This is a genomic window from Pseudorhizobium endolithicum, assembly GCF_902153245.2.
Taxonomy (GTDB): domain Bacteria; phylum Pseudomonadota; class Alphaproteobacteria; order Rhizobiales; family Rhizobiaceae; genus Neorhizobium; species Neorhizobium endolithicum.
The window spans coordinates 322,469-340,370 of sequence record NZ_CABFWF030000011.1; the positions used below are offsets into that span (position 1 = coordinate 322,469).

The following is a 17,902-nucleotide window of genomic DNA, read 5'->3' on the forward strand; positions in this document are numbered from 1 at the left end:
AATTTCAGCCATTCGACGGGGTCGTCTTCTGCAAGGCGACCATGATCAGACAAACGACGAGGGAGATGGCCGTCAGCATAGTGGAGACCGCGGCAATGACGGGGGAGATCTCCCACTTGATCGCGCTGTACATCTTCACGGGGAGCGTGGCGGTGGTTGGGCCAGCGAGGAACCAGGAGATCACGACTTCATCAAAGGAGATCAGGAAGGCGAAAAGCGTCGCCCCGATGAGTGACGGGACGAGTTGCGGGAGGACGACCGTCCTGAACATCCGTAAGCGGGTTGCTCCCATCAGCTGCGCGCCGAATTCGAGATTCTGGTCGAGCTTTTGGACGCCGGCGATCATCATGACCAGCACATAGGGCATGGTGAAAATGACGTGACCAAGTACGATGGCGAACGTTGTCCCGGTAATGCGCAGGTAGGAGAAGTAGAGATACAGCCCGAGCGCCGTGACGATGGTGGGAATGACTAGCGACGACATCATCGCCCCCGCAATCACCACCTTGCCCGGAAACTGGAAGCGGGCGATGCCGTAGGCAGCAGGCACGCCGACCAGAAGCACGACTACCGTCGAGATCACCGCGACCTTCAGGCTCTGCAGAAGGGGACCGATCCAATCCGAAGACGAGAGGAAGAGCCGGAACAGGTCGAGCGAATAGCTCTCAGGCGGAAAGGCGATCCCGTTGGTCGGTCCGAAAGCGATCGGCACGACGATGACGATCGGCAGCAGCAGGAAGAGATACACCAGGCTTGCAAGCGTAGTTCCGAGAAGGCGATAGCGGCGGCTGGCGGAGTCCGAGATCTGGCGGATCAACATAATCGTCTCAAGCCTTTCTCTTGCGGAGGATCGTGAGCGGCACCGTCACGAGGACGACCAGTCCAAGAAGGAGCACGCCGGCGGCAGAGGCCATGTTCCAATCGAGCGTTTCCCGGGTGTAGAAATCGACGAGGTTCGAGAGCATGGCGTCGCGGGGACCACCCAGAAGTGCGGGAATGACGAAGAAGCCGAGGCCCATAACCATCACGCTCGAAAGCGCGGCGATGATGCCCGGAAGGCTAAGGGGCAGGGTCACGGTGAAAAAGATACGCACGGGCCCCGCCCCCATAACGGTTGCCGCCCGATATACGGCAGGATCTATCGCCAAGAGGCTCGCCAAGATCGGGAAGACCACGAATGGCGTGAGGTAGTTTGTCATGCCGATCAGAACACCGATCCGGTTGAGGACAAGCTCGAGCTGGACCGGGCTCCCGGCTACCCAGCTCAGAAACTCGTTCACCAGACCCGCCCGGCCAAGCAGAACCGTAAACGCGTAGCACTTGACCAGAACGCTGGTCCAGAACGGCAGGAGGACGAGCATCATGTAGATGCTGCGCCGCTTCGGCGGCTGGCGCGTGAGATGCAGCGCGATGATGTAGCCGAGGACAAGACTGAGAACTGCGGACGAGACCGCGATGATCACGGTGGTGGCGAGCGTGCGCAGGAACAGACCGCTGCTCAACAGGTCACGAAAGGCAGCAAGACTTAGACCCGCGCCACCGACACTGTTGTAGAAGATGTAGAACAGCGGCACCGCCAGAATCGTCAGGGTCAGCAGCGTTGCCGGGGTCACGAAGAAAAACGCCCCACGCATTTCAGCAGTTCGGATCATAGGTCGCTGCTCCAGTTCAAGGCGAAGTTGCCAAGGCGGTCAGCAGAGCCGACCGCCTATCGTGCTCACATGAGAATCCATTCCTTGAAACGACGCGTCACGCTTTCGAAGTTTTCGGCCCACCAGGCGTCATCAAGGATGACATTGTTCGGATTGTTCATGTCCGGAAGCCATTTGCGGGCGTCCTCCGACATGAGCGGCAGGGCGGTCTTCGAGTTGGGCGTATAGGCGAGGATCTCCATCGTCGCGGCCTGCACTTCCGGTTTGAGCATGTGAGACACGAACTTCATTGCGTTTTCGCGGTTGGGCGCACCCTTCAGCACGGCCAGATATTCCGAAGCGTTGATCGTCTGCGCGAAGGAGAAGGCGAGCCCGCCGTTGTCGGTCTGGGCCGCCCGTACGCGCGCCGCATAGGAGTAGGAGAAGTCTACTTCCCCCGTCTGCAACAGCGTTACGGTTTGCGGGGTAGCGCCGACCCATGAGGCGACCGAAGGCTTGACGCGGTCGAGCGCTGCGAAGGCCCGGTCGACGTCGAGCGGATAGAGGTCCTTTGGTGCGACCCCATCGGCAAGAAGTGCTGCCTCCAGCGTTTCGCTCGGGCGGTCACGGAAGGTGCGGCGGCCCGGGAACTTCTCGACATCGAAATACTCGGCAAAGGTCGTCGGGTGACTTCCCTCCGGGTGACGTTTGGGATCATAGGCGATACCACCGGCGTAGGTATAGAAGGGGACGAGGTTGTTGGAGGGCGCCAATGTAAGATCGTTCAGATCGAAGAGCCCGTCGTCGAAGTCGTCCCAATATCCTTCGGCCGCACCACCGGTCCCGATCGCGCTGGGTGCATCAAACACATCCCACTGTACGTTTCCGGTGCTGACCTGCGCCTTGACCTTGGCGAGGTCGGGGGTGTCGATGATGGTAACTTGAACGCCGGTCTGCTCGGTGAAGGATTTGATGGCGCCTTCAACCAGGGCGTCCTTGTATGTGCCGCCCCAGGTTACGAACGTCAGCTGGTTCGAGGCTGCCGTCGCACTCGTCGCGCGCAACACCGCCGGGGCAGCCAGAAGTCCTGAACCTGCAATGATGAAGTTCCGGCGTGAAATTCCATTTCCCTTGTTGGTCATGCTGATGCTCCCCTTCTTTTGGTTGGTAATTACTTGGATCGCGGATCCGAGGACCCCGCAACCCGAACCAGCTCAGCTGGCGGTGAATTGCGGATAGTCCCTTTCCGCGGCTTCCTGCGAAATCTTGCCCGCACGGATGTCTCGATGGATCTCCTCGAGCGACCGTTCCGATGCCTCGCCGTAGCCGCCCGCCCCGGGTGTTTCGATAACCGCAAGCGCGTTGGCTTTCAGGATGATCTTGCTAGCCTTCGACGTGAGCTTTTCGGCCTTTCCGTCCTGGCCGACAAGGTAGAAGGCGCCGGTCTTGCCCGCAGCCCCGCCGAAGACGCCCCAGGGCTGATGGCGGAAGCGCTCACCCACGCCGTTGAATTCACATTCGTGATCGACGGGTCGGATCACGCGGCGGATGCCCATGCCGCCGCGCTGGCGGCCGGCACCGCCGGTATCCTGGATCAGCGAATACGCCTCTACGCGCAGCGGGTATTCCAGCTCTATCGCCTCCACGGGAAGGTTTGACGTATTGGTGATATGAACCTGAACGCCGTCCTTGCCGTCATGCGTGGCCCGCGCGCCCATGCCGCCACCGAGCGTTTCAAGATAGACATACATATTGCCTGTCCGCGGGTCCGTACCGGCAAAGACAGCAGAGGTGTTCGCCCCATTTGCAGCACCGATTACCTTCTCCGGTACCACGGGGGCAAGCGCGCCAAGCACGCAGTCGACCACGCGCTGGCAGGAATTCGCACGCATTGCGACGGCTGCAGGCGACACGCAGTTTACGAAGCTTCCCGCCGGCGCAATGATGTCGATGGCATCGAAGATGCCTTGGTTCGTGGGCACTTCCGCATCGAGAAGAGCCTTCAACGAATAGCAGATCGCCGACTGGGTGGCATTGAAGGTCAGATTGAAATTGCCCTTCACCTGTGGATCCGTGCCGGTGAAGTCAAACCGGATTCGATCGTCTTTCTTCACCACCTCAAGTGCAATCTTGATGTTCTCCGTCCCTACCCCATCGTCATCCATGAAGTCGGTAAAGCTGTATGAACCGTCAGGAAGGGCCGCGATGGCACGCCGCATACGAAGCTCCGTCCGGGAGATGATCGCGTCGAAGATCGCGCGCAACCCGTCACCACCGTGTTCACTCAAGAGATCCTTCAGCCTCGATTCGCCAAGACGGCAAGCGGCAATCTGAGCATTGAGATCACCCCGCCGTTCGTCGGGGAGGCGCATGTTGAGAAGGAGAAGCCGCATGACGTCATCAACGCGCTCGCCTCGACGGTAGAGGCGTACGACCGGGATCCGCACGCCTTCCTTGTAGATCTCGTCCAACCCGCCCGACATCGATCCGACTGCGGCGCCACCGACGTCAGCGTGATGAATGATATTGGCCACGAACCCCAGGAGCTTGTCACCGTCGAAGACCGGCGCTGCCATATTGATATCGGGAAGATGCGTTCCACCAGCGACATGCGGGTCGTTTGCGACGAAGAGATCGCCGGGCCCGATGTCGTCGCCGTAGAGTTCGATGGCGGCCTTGAGCATGCCTCCCATGGAGGCGAGGTGGACCGGGAGCGACATCTCGGCCTGAACCACGAGTCGCCCCGTCGCATCCGAAATTGCGGTGGAATGGTCGTGCCTTTCCTTTACGTTGGAGGAAAATGCGCTTCGCATGATCGTGATGAAGCACTCATCGGCTATCGATTTCAGACCATTCCAGGTGATCTCAAGCGTTATCGGGTCGATCTCAGCTTTAGACATTTTCAAGCTCCATGATCATGTTCAAGACAGCGTCAACACGGATGACGGCATCCGGTGGGACCACTGTGGTGCTGTCAAGCTGAGTGATGATGGCGGGGCCTTTGATTTCGCTGCCGATCGGCAAGGTCTCGCGGCGATACATCCGGGTGGCGACCGGCCCTTCTCCGGCAAACCAGACATCGACAGTATCGAAAGGTTTCAACTCCCCTTCCCTGAAGATCGCCGCAGTTTTCGCGCGGGCCAAACCGCCCGACGCGCGCAGGCGCAGGTTCACAATCTCGACCGGCGCATCAGGATCGCAATGACCGTAACTACGGCGATACTCCGCAAGGAAAGCCTCTCGCAGGACGGAGGCCGCGGGGCAGATCGGCTGATCCGACCCCTTCCAAACCTCGACGGAAAGTTCGTAGTTTTGGCCGAGGTAGCGCATGTCGAAATGCAGAGTCATCATCCGACTTTCGACATCCGCCGCTTCATGGGTAAACCAGCTCAGGGCATGCTCGCCGAGAGCCGACACGCCGGCCTCTACAACCGAGAGATCCCCGTCGAGTTCGGCCCTGGCATTGATGACGAAATCTTCCTGAAGATCCGCGACAATCAGACCCTCGGCGCACAGGATACCCGGCGCACGCGGCAGTAGAATACTTTTCATGCCGAGTGCACGGGCGACGTCTGCCGCATGAAGTCCACCCGCACCCCCGAAAGGCATGAGGGCGAAGCGCCGGGGATCGTAGCCTTTTTCGATGGAGACGACGCGTATCGCGCGGGTCATGTTGGCGGTCACAATGCCGATGATGCCAAGGGCGGCATCCTGCAAGGATACGCCAAGCTCGTCGGCAAGCGGTTGAATCGCGCTTGCGGCGCGATCGGGATCGATTGTGAGACCTCCCCCCGCGAGCGTTTTCGGCAGGCGACCAAGGAGAACATTCGCATCGGAGACCGTTGGAAGCGTGCCTCCCCGGCAGTAGCAGGCAGGCCCTGGAACCGCCCCCGCACTTTCGGGACCGACCTTCATCAGTCCGTCAGTGCCGATCCGCGCGATCGAGCCGCCTCCTGCCCCCACCGTGTGGATGTCAACCATGGGCAACCGGATCCTGAAGCCGGAAATGTCGCGCGTATTGGCAAGGGCAGTCTTACCACCACGGATCAAGCAGACGTCCGTGGATGTCCCTCCGATATCGAGAGTGATGACGTCGTCGATCTTCGAAGCGGCCCCTGACCCGGACGCGCCGACGGCTCCCGCCGCCGGACCGGAAAGTGCAGTACGTACGGGAAGCTGCGCCGCCCGCTCTACCGACATCAGACCACCGCTTGACTGGAAAATGCCGAACTCCGCATTAGGCGCCACTGCACGAATTTCCTTCTGAAGACGATCCATGTAGCGGGTGACTTCAGGTTGAAGAAAGGCGTTGATCAGGGTAGTCGAAAAGCGCTCATACTCACGGAATTCAGGCTGCACCTCGGAAGAAACCGAGACAAAGGTTTCCGGAAAGGCCTTTCGTAGTTCACGGGCAATGCGCTGTTCGTGGTCTGGGTTGATGTAAGAAAAAATCAGGCATATGGCGATTGCCTCGATGCCATCTTCTCCATCGATAGCCTCGACGAGAGCCGCAAGAGCTTCGTCTGTGAGCGGACGGATCACCTGGCCCTCCGGACCGATGCGCTCATCGATTTCGAACCGTAGATGGCGCTCCGCAAGGGCCGGCGGCGCGTCGACCTGAAGATCATAGATCAAGGGACGAGCTTGACGGCCGATCTCCAGCAGATCGCGAAATCCCTTTGTGGTTACCACAGCTACCTTGGCACCCTTGCGCTGGAGAAGCGCGTTCGTTGCAACGGTCGTGCCGTGGGCAAAGCGCTTGATGGATGCGGGTTCGATCGAGTGCATCTCGGTGAGTTCGCGAAGGCCCGTCAGGATCGCCCGGGAGGGATCGTCTGGAGTAGACGGGCGCTTGTGGATGACAGCTCGACCGCTCGCCACCTCGGTGGCGCTGAAATCGGTAAAGGTGCCTCCGACGTCACAGCCCACAATCCAGTTACTCATATTGCTCTCATCTCGCCCAGGTTCTTAACTGAAGCCCATCAAAGCATACGTTTTGGATACTGAGCAAGCGTTCTTTGAGCCGATGGCCACAACTTTCTTATAACCCTTTGAAATATCGGCAAACAATCGGTATACTATCCGTATACCAAAAGCAGGATTTGGCGGGATGGCGTTTTTTTTGGAAGCCCGCGATTGCGGTCGGGCGAAGGAGTTTACAGCCCGGGTCGGGCAGGTCCAGCTGGACGAAAAGACGGAAGTGCAAAGACGTTACCCCTGAGGATCACGCAAAAAGAGGGGAATGCCATTGTCCCGGCATCCCTTCCTCTCCCGAACCGGCTATTTGTCAGCCCATGCGCTCGGATGCGAAAGAACCGGGCGAGGCCGGAAACACCACGGTCTTGTTTCCATTGAGAAAGACCCTACGGTGAATATGGGCATGGACCGCCCGCGCCAGCACCTGACTCTCAACATCCCTGCCAAGACTGACATAGTCGTCAGCAGACTGGGCATGCGTGATGCGCACCGTATCCTGCTCAATGATCGGCCCCTCGTCCAGGTCTGCCGTGACATAGTGGGACGTGGCGCCTATCAGCTTCACGCCGCGCTCAAACGCCTGCTTGTAAGGATTGGCGCCCTTGAACGACGGTAGGAAGGAGTGGTGGATGTTGATGATACGCCCCGACATCTTCTGGCACATATCGTCGGAGAGAACCTGCATGTATCGCGCAAGCACCACGAGTTCGGCGCCGCTTTCCTCGATGACGCGCATCTGCGCCGCCTCGGCATCGGCCTTGTTGTCCTTCCTGACCTTTATGCAGTGAAACGGAATATCGTGATTCACTACGACTTTCTGATAGTCCATGTGATTCGAGATCACTGCCACGATGTCGATAGGCAGCGCCCCGATGCGCCAGCGATAAAGCAAGTCGTTCAGGCAGTGTCCAAAGCGGGAGACCATGATCACGACCTTCATCTTTTCGTCTTCATTATTGAAGGCATGGTTCATGGCGAAGTCGTCGGCGATGGGAGCGAAGGCAGTCTTCAGCAGATCGAGGTCAGCACCGGTTTCACTGATGAAGCTGACCCGCATGAAGAAGCGGCCTGTTTCCCGGTCGTCGAACTGCGCGCTGTCGGTGATGTTGCAGCCGTTCTCGGCAAGGAAGCCCGCAATCGCCGCCACGATGCCGCGTTTTGTATCGCAGGTTACGGTCAAGTTGAACTTTTTCATGCTTTCTCCAGCGAGGTGTTCGGGGATCCGGGCCTATTCCGACATTAGACGGCCAGGCCGTCCGGCTCAGGCAGATCATGGGCGCGGCAATAGGCTGTAAGGGTGTTTGCCAGGAGGCACGCAATGGTCATCGGCCCGACGCCCCCCGGAACCGGGGTTATCGCGCCGGCAATATTGGCAACATCCGCAAAGTTTACATCCCCCACCAGCTTCGATCTTCCGTCACGCTCGATCCGGTTGATGCCCACGTCGATCACGACAGCGCCCGGTTTCACATAGGAGGCATCAAACATTTCTGGTTGGCCGACAGCCGTGACAAGTATGTCGGCTCTCCGGCAAATCTCAGCCATCCCGAGGCTGTGACGGTGGACGATCGTTACCGAGCAATCATCGCGAAGCAGCAACTGCGCCATCGGCTTGCCGACGATGTTGGAGCGCCCCACCACCACGGCTGTGCGGCCTCGCAAGCTGCCGAAATGATCACGCAACATCATGAGGCATCCAAGAGGCGTGCAGGGCACCATCGACCTCTGCCCGGTTGCGAGGAGCCCCACATTGGTAACGTGGAAACCATCGACATCCTTGCGGGGATCGATGGCATTGATCACCGCGCCCGCATCGATATGGGCCGGCAGCGGCAACTGAACCAGAATGCCGTGGACCGACCGATCCGCATTTAGATCGGCAATCAGCGCGAGCAGTTGAGACTCGGATGCCTCCGCAGGCAGCTTGTGCTCGTAACTCGCCATACCGACGGCGACGGTCTGAATACCCTTGTTGCGGACGTAAACCTGACTTGCCGCATCCTCGCCAACAAGCACGACGGCAAGACCGGGGACCACGCCGGTTTCATCGCGCAATCGTGCAACATGAGAAGCGATCTTGGCACGGAGCTTTCCCGCGAATGCCTTGCCGTCGATTACCTTGGCACTCATGCCGGCACCTCGCTTACGCCCTTCAGCGCGCGTTCAAGTTCATGCCACAGGCAAGCGGCCAGGGAGCGCATTCCGAGAACAGCAAGATGGTCATCCGCTCGCCGGATCGCGAAGACGTTCATGTGGGCAAGACCGGTGCGGGTCGCCGAACCTGGCGTGAAGCCACGTGGGTCGATATTCACGAGCTTGGTCATGACCGCGATGATCGGAGCCGCACCGGCCGGGGAGGATATCTCGAAGGCCGCGAAAGAGTCCGTCTGCTCTGTCACCGAGTGTCCCGGGCATTGCTGTTTCAATTCAGCGGAAAAATCTTCCTCGGCCTTTCCTCGAGCCTCAAGCATCCACTGACCGGGGCCCATCCAGAATGATGCAACTCCATCCTTTTCAACCCAGCGGCCGGGCTCCGGTAGAACCAGGCCAAAGGGGCACACAGCCTCCGCGTCGCGGCGCAAGGCGAGCGAGGCAAGAGCAAGCCCGGTGTTCTCGGTCATGCTAAGCGAGCCCACAGTCAGACTTTTCGGCTGCGCCAGCCCAAGGGCGGTGATTGGTATCAGATCAGCCACGAAGGCGCTCTCCTTCAGGATCAACGAAAACTGTCGGGACGACACGCATAGCCACTTGCTGGCCTTGGAGAGGATTGGCAGCGATGATCACCTCTCCCATCCGGTCGCCGCCATTGGTCAGGAAGGCGAGACCAATTGCCGAGGCCATGTGCGGAGAAAAGGCGGCTGAGGAGATCCAACCCTGGTCATTCTCCGTCTTCTGCACCGCCCCCTCGGCAAAAAGGTGCGATCCCGCAACCACCGGCTCGGCCGGATCGAGCGGCCGTAGACCGACGAGCACGCGCGTTTCCAGCTGAAGGCCTGGGCGCCGGCTCATCACAGCGCCTATCGCATCCTTCTTTGAGGAGACCATCCGCCCCATGCCGAGCATTTGCGCAGTGGTCTGGCCATTGAGTTCATTGCCCGCCGCATGCCCCTTCTCGATACGCATGACACCGAGTGCCTCCGTACCGTAGACGACCGCGCCCAGATCCACACCCAGTTCCATCAACCGGGCCATAAGCGCGTTGCCGTACCGCGCGGGAACGGCAACTTCATAGCCGAGCTCCCCACAAAAGGAGATGCGGAAGAGCCTCGCACGCAGGCCACCGCAGACCGTCAGATTGGCGCAGGCCATGAAAGGAAAGGCTTCATTGGAAAGATCAGCGTCATCAACCACGCGCTGAAGAAGTCTCCGTGCATTCGGACCCGCAACGGAAAACTGCGCCCAGGCATCGGTCGTGGATATCAATTGAACATCGAGTTCAGGCCAAAGGCATTGGCGAGCGAACTCCATGTGCCGATATACCGGGCCGGCCTGGGCAGTGGTGGAGGTTACGACGTAATGGTTCTCTGCAAGCCGAGCGCAGGTACCATCATCAAAGGCATGCCCGTCCTCCCGCAACATGAGGCCATAGCGCACCATGCCCACCTTCAGGCTCTTCATCGGGTTGCAGTAGAGGCGATCCAGGAACTCGGCGGCATCCGCACCCTGGACATCAACCTTCCCCAGCGTGGTTACATCGCATATTCCGACACCTCTGCGGGTGGCGAGAACTTCGCGATCGACCGTTTGGCGCCAATGTGCTTCTCCCGGCTGCGGGAAATACTGGGCACGGAGCCATTGCCCCACCTCGACAAAAACAGCGCCCTTGGTTTTAGCCCATTGGTGACTTGGTGTCAGGCGACGCGGACGGAAATTCGTGCCGGTATCACCTCCGCCCAGGACGGCAAGCGAAATTGGCGTGTAAGGGGGACGGAAGATGGTCGTCCCCGTCTGAGGGATCGATTTTCCTGTCAGCTCTGCCATAACCGCAAGTGCGGTGACGTTTGAAGTCTTGCCCTGATCGGTCGCCATCCCAAGCGTGGTCCAGCGCTTCAGATGCTCAACCGGCCGCATGTTTTCCTGGTAGGCGAGCTTGATGTCCTTGACGGTCACGTCGTTTTGGAAATCCACCCATGCCCGTCCCTTGCCAGGCACGTGCCAAAGCGGTTGGAGATTTTCCTCGCGGACCTCGACCTCGGGAAGACGCAGAGCTTCCGGACGTAGGCCAAGTTGTTGGAGCGACGCCATTGCCGCCTCCGCACCCGAGCGCAGTGCAGCATGCAAGCTACCTTCTCCCTTGGCCGCCCCCGCGACCGTCATGCCCTTCGGCAGGTCCGGCCCGGGTACAAAGGCATGAAGTTCAGCATCCCAGACCGGACGCCCGCGGTGATGCGAGATCAGGTGAACATTGGGATTCCAGCCGCCAGAAACACCAAGCGCTCCACAGCTGATCCACTCCGATCCACCCGGCCTGGACACCTCGATCGACGCCAAACCATGACGACCTTTGGATCCAGTCACCATGGCGCCTCTGATCACACGAAAATCCCCTTGCTGGGGCGCATCCCCGCGCGAGTCGACAACCGCCGCGATCTCCACGCCCTTGGCAAGCAGGTCGCGGGCAGCACAGTGGCCGCTGTCGTTGTTGGTGAAGATCGCCACGCGGCTCGCGGGGCTTACCGCCCAGCGGTTGGCAAAGGCCCGCAGGGCGGATGACTGCATAATCCCCGGGCGGTCATTGTCTCGGAAGGGAATGTGCCGCTCGATTGCTCCGCCGGCAAGAATTGAACGACGCGCCGTGACGCGCCAAAGCGTCTGCCTCGGACGGTTGCCCGGAACGGGCAGGTGATCCGAAACACGTTCAACTGCGCCATAGATGCCGTGATCGAACGCGCCAAATACCGTGGTGCGACGCATCACCTTCAGGTTTGGTAGCTGCGCCAGCTCTCCTTCGAGCGACCGGAGCCAATCGGCGGCGGATTTCCCGTCGAGGGTATCCGTTTCGGCGAGAAGACGCCCGCCAAGCTCGCTGCCCTCGTCGGCGAGTATGACGTCTGCACCGGCTCGTGCCGCCCCAAGCGCTGCCATCAATCCGGCAGCCCCGCCGCCGATCACTAAAAGATCGGCGTGGAGGAAGCCTTTGTCGTAGACATCGGGGTCGGCTTGCATCGACAAGCTGCCGAGTCCTGCCGCCCTGCGGATTATCGGCTCGTAGAGCTTCTCCCAGAACGCTTTCGGCCACATAAAGGTCTTGTAGTAGAAGCCCGCCGTCAGGAAGTCTGAAAACAGATCATTGATCGCCAAGGCATCGAACTTGAGTGAGGGCCAGCGGTTCTGGCTCGTGGCTTCCAAGCCCTCAAAGAGCTCAACCATTGTCGCGCGTGTGTTGGGCTCCTTGCGAGCACCCGAGCGCAGTTCAACCAGCGCGTTCGGCTCTTCGGAACCTGCCGAAAAGACCCCGCGCGGCCGGTGGTACTTGAACGAGCGACCAACGAGGCGGACGTCGTTGGCGAGCAAGGCCGAAGCGAGCGTATCGCCGGCGTAGCCTGAATAGCTTCGACCATCGAATGAGAATTGCAGCGGCTTACTGCGATCAATGACACCGCCAGACAGTCTCATACTGCACCTGCCTTGGCCTTGAGCGCCACATCCCGCGCCAGTTCGGCGTGTAAAATCTCATGCGTGAGCGTATTGCGAGTCACGATCAGCCAACTGCGGTCCCCCTGCTCATGGAACCAGAGCTCGCGATGGACCCCCGCAGGATTGCCGCGGAGATAGATATATTCGTTGAAGGCCTCTGGGGCGCCCTCGGCAAGCCCGTCGGGGCGGTTCAGTAGTACAGCATCGCCAAGATAGGTAAACTCCTGCGCATCGCGCAGCCCCAGAAGGGGATGGGGGATCAACATGGCATCACCTCAATGCAGATTCGGTTGGGCGCCTGCACCCTTTTCGTCGATGACATAGCCACGCTCGAACCGGTCGAGGCGGTAGGCCTTGGCCGTCTCGTGCGGACGATCCGTCGCGAGGAGATGCGCAAAGGCATAGCCGGAAGCCGGCGTCGCTTTGAAGCCGCCATAACACCACCCTGCATTGAGGTAGAGGCCATCGATCGGGGTGCGGTCTATGATCGGCGAGCCGTCCATCGACATGTCCATGATGCCGCCCCAGGTGCGCAGAAGTCGGGCACGCCCGATCATCGGCATGAGCGCCATGCCTCCCTCCACTACATCCTCGATGACGGGCAGGTTGCCGCGTTGCGCGTAGGAATTGTAGCCGTCAATATCCCCACCGAAAACCAAGCCCCCCTTGTCGGATTGACTGACGTAGAAGTGGCCCGCGCCAAAGGTAATGACGCCCGGAATCGTCGGCTTCAGTCCTTCCGAAACGAAGGCCTGCAGAACATGACTTTCGATCGGCATCCGCAGGCCGGCCAACTGCATCAACAGGCTGGTTGAGCCGGCGACCGCTACGCCGACCTTCTTGGCAGCGATATATCCGCGGCTCGTCTCCACGCCGAGGATACGACCGTTCTCCATATGCAAGCCGGTCACCTCGCAGTTCTGGATCAGGTCTACACCTCGGGCATCGGCGCCGCGTGCATAGCCCCAGGCAACCCCGTCATGGCGCGCCGTGCCTGCGCGACGTTGCAGAAGCCCACCCTTGATCGGGAAACGGGCATTGTCGAAGTTGAGGAACGGCATCATCTCTCGCAGTTGCCCGGCTTCGACAAGCTCTGCGTCTGCTCCCGCAAGCAACATCGCATTGCCCCGCCGACGATAGGCGTCCCGTTGGGCGTCGGTGTGGAAAAGGTTGACGATACCGCGCTGGCTGACCATCGCGTTGAAATTGAATTCCTGCTCCAGGTTTTCCCAGAGCTTCATCGAGAACTCGTAGAAAGGCTCGTTGCCGGGGAGGAGATAGTTGGACCGGATGATTGTGGTGTTTCGACCGATATTGCCCGAACCAAGCCAGCCCTTTTCAACCACTGCGATGCGCGCCTGGCGGAACGTTTTGGCAAGATAGTAGGCCGTCGCAAGTCCATGCCCGCCGCCGCCGACGATGATATAGTCATAGGATGGTCGCGGATCTGGATCGCGCCAAAGCGGACGCCACCCCTGATGGCCTGTGAGGGCTTCTTTCAGCACCCGTAAAGCTGAATAGCGCACGTCCGTTCTTTCCTTGGCTCTTGCGTTTGAGGTACCAAACCTTACAACGGGGACCCAAGCCATTATTGGACTTGGCGGACAGATTGTTGTCCATTTCGGACATTCACCTGTCGACGGAAAAGGGTTCCCACCTCACCCGAGCAAGGGCAAACGATTGCATGCGGTCCAGCATCCACTCAGTCGGCTTCATATTGACCCCCGGCTATGCGCTCATGTCGCTTGCCTCGGCGGTCGAGCCTTTGCGGGCCGCACGTCATCTGGCGGGAAAGGATCTCTACAGATGCCACTACTACTCGGTGGAAGGCGGCTTCATTGCCTCCACATCAGGCGGCGGCTTTCAGACGGACCCGCTCTCCCGCGCGACGAATGATCGCCTTGATCTTGCTTTCGTCGTGGCCGGAGGGAACCCGCTACTCTACCATGATGCGGCACTCATCCGCGGCTTGCGCGCACTCGATCATCTGCGCATTCCACTTGGAGGCATATCCGGTGGTGCTGCAATCCTAGCGAAGGCAGGGCTGATGGCAGGGCGCCGCTTTTGTGTTCACTGGGCTCATATTGATCCGCTGCGGGAAATCGATCCTGATCTATTGATCGAACCGGATCTCTATGTGGTTGACCGTGATCGCTACACTTGCGCAGGTGGCGTCGCGGCAATGGACATGATGGGGGCATTGATCGCTCGCGATCACGGTGCGGCATTTGCGCGTGAGGTCAGCAACTGGTTTATCCACCACCGGCTGCGTACTGCCAATGAGCCGCAGCAGGAGGGCGTGCGCCAGCGCTTCAACCTGAACCATCCGATGTTGGAGGCGGCGGTGGAACTGATGGCTAGCCATCTCGCCGATCCACTTTCACCCGAGCATATCGCTGGCCTGACAGGTGTCAGCTCCCGTCAGCTCCAGCGGTTGTTCCAGGCACAGTTCAACATGCCGATGATGGGTTTCTACCGGGATCTGCGCCTTGCAAAAGCAGATGAGCTGCTTCAGCAAACGGACTTGGCCATCCTGGATATCGCATCGATCACGGGCTTCACCTCGGCGGCGCATTTCTCGAGATGTTTTGTCCAACGGTACAAGATACCGCCGAGACGAAAACGTCACGCCGCAAGAGGCATACCTTCATCTTCGGGCGAGGCCGGTTGAACGAATTCCTGCGGACGGTTCTTACGAAGTTGCGCCGAACTCCTTGCGCAGCAGCGCCTCGTAATCGAGGACGAGCTTGTCGGCGGACGTCCCATTGGCCTCGGCCATAACATCGGCTACCCGTCGCATCTCCGAACGACCAAGGTCGGCACTCCATCCCAATCCGAGACGACCGAACATAACATCGGCAAGGGTAGCCGGACCTAGAGGACCTGCGATGAAGTCTCGTTCATCCGCCCTTCGCGGCGCAAGCGGCGGCAGCCTCTCCGTGCTTCGCGGATAGGCGTTCCGACCGCTCCGGGCGGCAATAAGCTTTGCCACCTCTTCCGCCGTGATCCGATGATCCGCAAGTCGTCCCCAGGCCATGGAGAGCCAGGCCCCGCCATCCTGTACGGTGTCATCGGGGGCATAGATCGTACGTAACCACTGGCCGCGCAAGTTGTCCGCGCTATAGCCCGCGGGACGATAGCCACCCCAATGATAGAGCACATCGTCATGGTCGATGTGAGCGCCGGGAATATTCTCAGCCGCAGCCGCAACCAGTGCTGCGACGTCACTTTCTTCTGCCCGAGGTGGTGGCGGGTCACCGACAACTGCCGTCTCGGTCGGACCGACGATATGATAATCCCGCCATGGGACGGCCAGGAAGAGATGACCAAGCTCGTTTCTGCGGAGGATGCCCATTCCGCGAAACGGCTCCGGCAATCGCATGGCGGCATGGCAGCCCTTATTGGGAGTGACGGTTCGCGATGGAAATCCCGTCAGCCCTGCGCTTGCCGCTCTCGCATTGATCCTGTCCGAGGCAATGCCGGTCATGTTGACGACATGCCGCGCGCTGACGCTCGACGTCACCCCAGGCGTGAGCATGTCGACAAGTGAAAGCCGCCAGCCCCCCGTCTCTCGCGTGACGTCCGCAAGCGCCACGTAGTTGAGCACCTTCGCCCCCAAGGCGGCCGCATCCCGCGCATAATCATGGCAGACCGCTTCGGGCCACTCGAAGACAAGCTCGGAGAAGCTGACAAGCCCGACAAGGTCATCACTGAAGAACGGACGCAAGGGATGGTCTTGAAGAGACTGGCCAGCAAATCGACGATAGTCGATTGGAACTCCATACCCCCCAAGCGCTCTCAACGCACGAAACGCGAGATCATAGGCCCAAGGGCGAACGGCATCTTCTGCCCGGATGGGTATGACAAAGGGACGCGCTATCAATCGGCCCGGCAGATCGCGCCAGAGCCTTGCTCGCTCGATCATCATCCGCCGGGCGAGGCGCAGATTGCGCAGCTTCGCACCGGGGCCCTTGGCATGAAGAACCTCGGCAAGGTAATTGAGGCCGCAATGCATTATCCTGCTGGATCGGGATGAACTGCCAGCTCCGAAGTCCTCCTTCTCCACCAACAACACACTGCGCCCTTCATGGGCCAGTTGCCGGGCCACGGCGGTTCCGTTTATTCCGCCGCCAACCACGGCGACTTCGAACGCCTGCCCGGCGACAGAGCCAATGCGAGTTCGCAAATCGGTCGCTGTCATGTTCATCTCAAGTCGTGTCCCCTACCCTTGATGACCGCTTCCCTCCAAAGGTAATGCGCCAGCGCAACATCGACCGCCCCCAATCCGGTAGGGAGGAAGATGCGCGGGCGGGTTTGTGGATAGGAAGGAGCAGTCTCCGTTATGGACAGCATACGCGCCATGCCCATCGTGGCGATATCGCCCCGCGTCATCAAGGCTCGTGCCTGCGGCACGTCATCGACATGGACCACGTCCCTGATGGTCAGCGCCTCGTGAGTGAAGCTTCTCCCAAGATCCACCAGGCTGACGAAGGCGCCGGGTGCTAGATCACCGGGCGTGAAGCAGGTGTTGATAGCAGCAGGGCTACTTGCAATTATGATGTCCGCACCCTCGACACAGGTGCGGGCCGAAGAGACTGCCTCGGCAGCAAGGCCTGACTCGACAGCCAGCTTCACGAATTGCTTCGCCGTATCGCCGCTTCGACTCCAGGCTCTCACCTCAGCCAAAGGAAACGACGTCTGGAAAGCATCGAGATGGAGCCTCGCCTGTTCGCCACAGGCAATGAACGCGATCCGTCGAGCCTGCGGCTGCGCAAGTAGCTTGGCGGCATAAAGGCTCATCATTGCGGTACGCCACGCGGTGATCCATCCCGCTTCGACGACGGCGAGTGGCGTTGCTCGCTTCTCCGAAGACAGAAGGATATGAGCTGCAGCAGTCTTTGTTGAGGACTCGGGCTGATGATCTATGCCGAACCACTTCACGCCGGCCACGCCAAGGTGTGACATCCGTACGGGAAAGGCGATAAAACGTGCCGCATTTTCCGAAGCTAATGTTGTTCTCGGCGGCATTTGTACCCTTCCGTCCGCCAGTGCTGTCAGGGTGTCGCCGATGATCGCGAGCAGACCGCTGGGGTCAGGTAGAAGATCCCGGACATTCTGGTCGGACAGATATAGCAAGCTCCGTCATCCTCGGTATAAGATTTGGATACCGAGGAAGCTTATGCTGACCTGTCAGGCTTATCAACTGCTTTTACGGATGGGCTCGATAGAGATCTTTGCTGATCCTTCGACGTCATGAAATTTCCGACTGCTGAAGGCGGGCTCCACATGCGCCGCCGGGCGCCGGTACATCCGCGACCGGTCAGGAAAATCGAGATGTGCCCTGACAATCGGCCGATCATGAAGGAAGGCACGACCACCTGTCAGCCTTAGATGGGGACACCGAGCGGGGGAAACGAACACAGGAGCTTGGTCTGCCCCCTGAAAAGTGGCCCTCCCTTGGCCTGACCCCATAAGGTGGTCCGATGTCACCTTTTGGCGGGCACCGTTGATAGTCACTCTGAGATCGCTCGGCAGCATCTGGTTTTCGGTGGACGTGCCGAGGTGCAGGTGGCTCAGGAAAATGCCATGCAGGCGTCTTCCCCTGAACGGATCTGAGCCGTCGACCTCTACATTGCGAGAAGAACTGGACTACGTGT

The 17,902-nt window shown here is 59.8% G+C and carries 14 protein-coding genes; 1 reads left to right on the forward strand and 13 read right to left on the reverse strand.

Going from position 1 to position 17,902, the window contains the following annotated elements; all coding sequences use genetic code 11:
* Positions 1-4 precede the first annotated feature (4 nt).
* From RTCK_RS09645 to RTCK_RS09695, 11 genes are all read right to left on the reverse strand, one after another.
* A complete protein-coding gene (locus RTCK_RS09645) occupies positions 5-820 on the reverse strand; it encodes an ABC transporter permease (protein ID WP_142592631.1) in 816 nt (271 codons plus the stop codon).
* Between the two features lie 7 nt (positions 821-827).
* Positions 828-1,652, reverse strand: a complete 825-nt coding sequence (locus RTCK_RS09650) for an ABC transporter permease (RefSeq protein ID WP_211181449.1) — start codon at positions 1,650-1,652, stop codon at positions 828-830.
* Positions 1,653-1,717: 65 nt separating this feature from the next.
* On the reverse strand, positions 1,718-2,773 hold the full coding sequence (locus RTCK_RS09655; protein WP_142592632.1) for an ABC transporter substrate-binding protein: 1,056 nt from the start codon (positions 2,771-2,773) through the stop codon (positions 1,718-1,720).
* Positions 2,774-2,845: 72 nt separating this feature from the next.
* Positions 2,846-4,531, reverse strand: a complete 1,686-nt coding sequence (locus RTCK_RS09660) for a hydantoinase B/oxoprolinase family protein (protein WP_142592633.1) — start codon at positions 4,529-4,531, stop codon at positions 2,846-2,848.
* Positions 4,524-6,575 (reverse strand): hydantoinase/oxoprolinase family protein, encoded by a 2,052-nt coding sequence (locus RTCK_RS09665; RefSeq protein ID WP_142592634.1) that lies wholly within the window; start codon positions 6,573-6,575, stop codon positions 4,524-4,526. Before RTCK_RS09665 ends, RTCK_RS09660 begins: the two co-directional genes overlap by 8 nt.
* A gap of 343 nt (positions 6,576-6,918) precedes the next feature.
* Complete coding sequence (purU, locus tag RTCK_RS09670) at positions 6,919-7,803, reverse strand: formyltetrahydrofolate deformylase (RefSeq protein WP_142592635.1); 885 nt, start codon at positions 7,801-7,803, stop codon at positions 6,919-6,921.
* Positions 7,804-7,847: 44 nt separating this feature from the next.
* Positions 7,848-8,738 carry a bifunctional methylenetetrahydrofolate dehydrogenase/methenyltetrahydrofolate cyclohydrolase FolD gene (folD, locus tag RTCK_RS09675; RefSeq protein WP_142592636.1) on the reverse strand — a complete coding sequence of 297 codons (891 nt, stop codon included), beginning with the start codon at positions 8,736-8,738 and terminating at the stop codon, positions 7,848-7,850.
* On the reverse strand, positions 8,735-9,325 hold the full coding sequence (locus tag RTCK_RS09680; protein WP_235988643.1) for a sarcosine oxidase subunit gamma: 591 nt from the start codon (positions 9,323-9,325) through the stop codon (positions 8,735-8,737). The genes folD and RTCK_RS09680 overlap by 4 nt, the downstream gene beginning before the upstream one ends.
* Positions 9,294-12,224: a sarcosine oxidase subunit alpha family protein gene (locus tag RTCK_RS09685; protein ID WP_142592637.1), complete on the reverse strand. Its 2,931-nt coding sequence runs from the start codon at positions 12,222-12,224 to the stop codon at positions 9,294-9,296. Before RTCK_RS09685 ends, RTCK_RS09680 begins: the two co-directional genes overlap by 32 nt.
* Positions 12,221-12,511, reverse strand: a complete 291-nt coding sequence (locus RTCK_RS09690) for a sarcosine oxidase subunit delta (RefSeq protein WP_142592638.1) — start codon at positions 12,509-12,511, stop codon at positions 12,221-12,223. The genes RTCK_RS09685 and RTCK_RS09690 overlap by 4 nt, the downstream gene beginning before the upstream one ends.
* Positions 12,512-12,520: 9 nt before the next feature.
* Entirely contained in the window at positions 12,521-13,771 is a 1,251-nt protein-coding gene (locus RTCK_RS09695) for a sarcosine oxidase subunit beta family protein (protein WP_142592639.1), read from the reverse strand.
* Positions 13,772-13,857: 86 nt separating this feature from the next.
* Between RTCK_RS09695 and RTCK_RS09700 the strand changes: the two genes are divergently transcribed.
* Positions 13,858-14,916 (forward strand): GlxA family transcriptional regulator, encoded by a 1,059-nt coding sequence (locus tag RTCK_RS09700; RefSeq protein ID WP_235988644.1) that lies wholly within the window; start codon positions 13,858-13,860, stop codon positions 14,914-14,916.
* Between the two features lie 21 nt (positions 14,917-14,937).
* On the opposite strand, the gene RTCK_RS09705 is transcribed toward RTCK_RS09700, so the two are convergent.
* Both RTCK_RS09705 and RTCK_RS09710 read right to left on the reverse strand, forming a co-directional pair.
* Complete coding sequence (locus RTCK_RS09705; RefSeq protein ID WP_142592640.1) at positions 14,938-16,452, reverse strand: FAD-dependent oxidoreductase; 1,515 nt, start codon at positions 16,450-16,452, stop codon at positions 14,938-14,940.
* Entirely contained in the window at positions 16,449-17,381 is a 933-nt protein-coding gene (locus RTCK_RS09710; RefSeq protein WP_142592641.1) for an ornithine cyclodeaminase family protein, read from the reverse strand. The genes RTCK_RS09705 and RTCK_RS09710 overlap by 4 nt, the downstream gene beginning before the upstream one ends.
* Positions 17,382-17,902: the final 521 nt, after the last annotated feature.

Excerpts from the sequence above, each read along its gene's own strand:
- RTCK_RS09645 (WP_142592631.1), bottom strand. The coding sequence starts at position 820 with ATGTTGATCCGCCAGATCTCGGACTCCGCCAGCCGCCGCTATCGCCTT.
- RTCK_RS09650 (WP_211181449.1), bottom strand. The coding sequence starts at position 1,652 with ATGATCCGAACTGCTGAAATGCGTGGGGCGTTTTTCTTCGTGACCCCG.
- RTCK_RS09655 (WP_142592632.1), bottom strand. The coding sequence starts at position 2,773 with ATGACCAACAAGGGAAATGGAATTTCACGCCGGAACTTCATCATTGCA.
- RTCK_RS09660 (WP_142592633.1), bottom strand. The coding sequence starts at position 4,531 with ATGTCTAAAGCTGAGATCGACCCGATAACGCTTGAGATCACCTGGAAT.
- RTCK_RS09665 (WP_142592634.1), bottom strand. The coding sequence starts at position 6,575 with ATGAGTAACTGGATTGTGGGCTGTGACGTCGGAGGCACCTTTACCGAT.
- purU (WP_142592635.1), bottom strand. The coding sequence starts at position 7,803 with ATGAAAAAGTTCAACTTGACCGTAACCTGCGATACAAAACGCGGCATC.
- folD (WP_142592636.1), bottom strand. The coding sequence starts at position 8,738 with ATGAGTGCCAAGGTAATCGACGGCAAGGCATTCGCGGGAAAGCTCCGT.
- RTCK_RS09685 (WP_142592637.1), bottom strand. The coding sequence starts at position 12,224 with ATGAGACTGTCTGGCGGTGTCATTGATCGCAGTAAGCCGCTGCAATTC.
- RTCK_RS09690 (WP_142592638.1), bottom strand. The coding sequence starts at position 12,511 with ATGTTGATCCCCCATCCCCTTCTGGGGCTGCGCGATGCGCAGGAGTTT.
- RTCK_RS09705 (WP_142592640.1), bottom strand. The coding sequence starts at position 16,452 with ATGAACATGACAGCGACCGATTTGCGAACTCGCATTGGCTCTGTCGCC.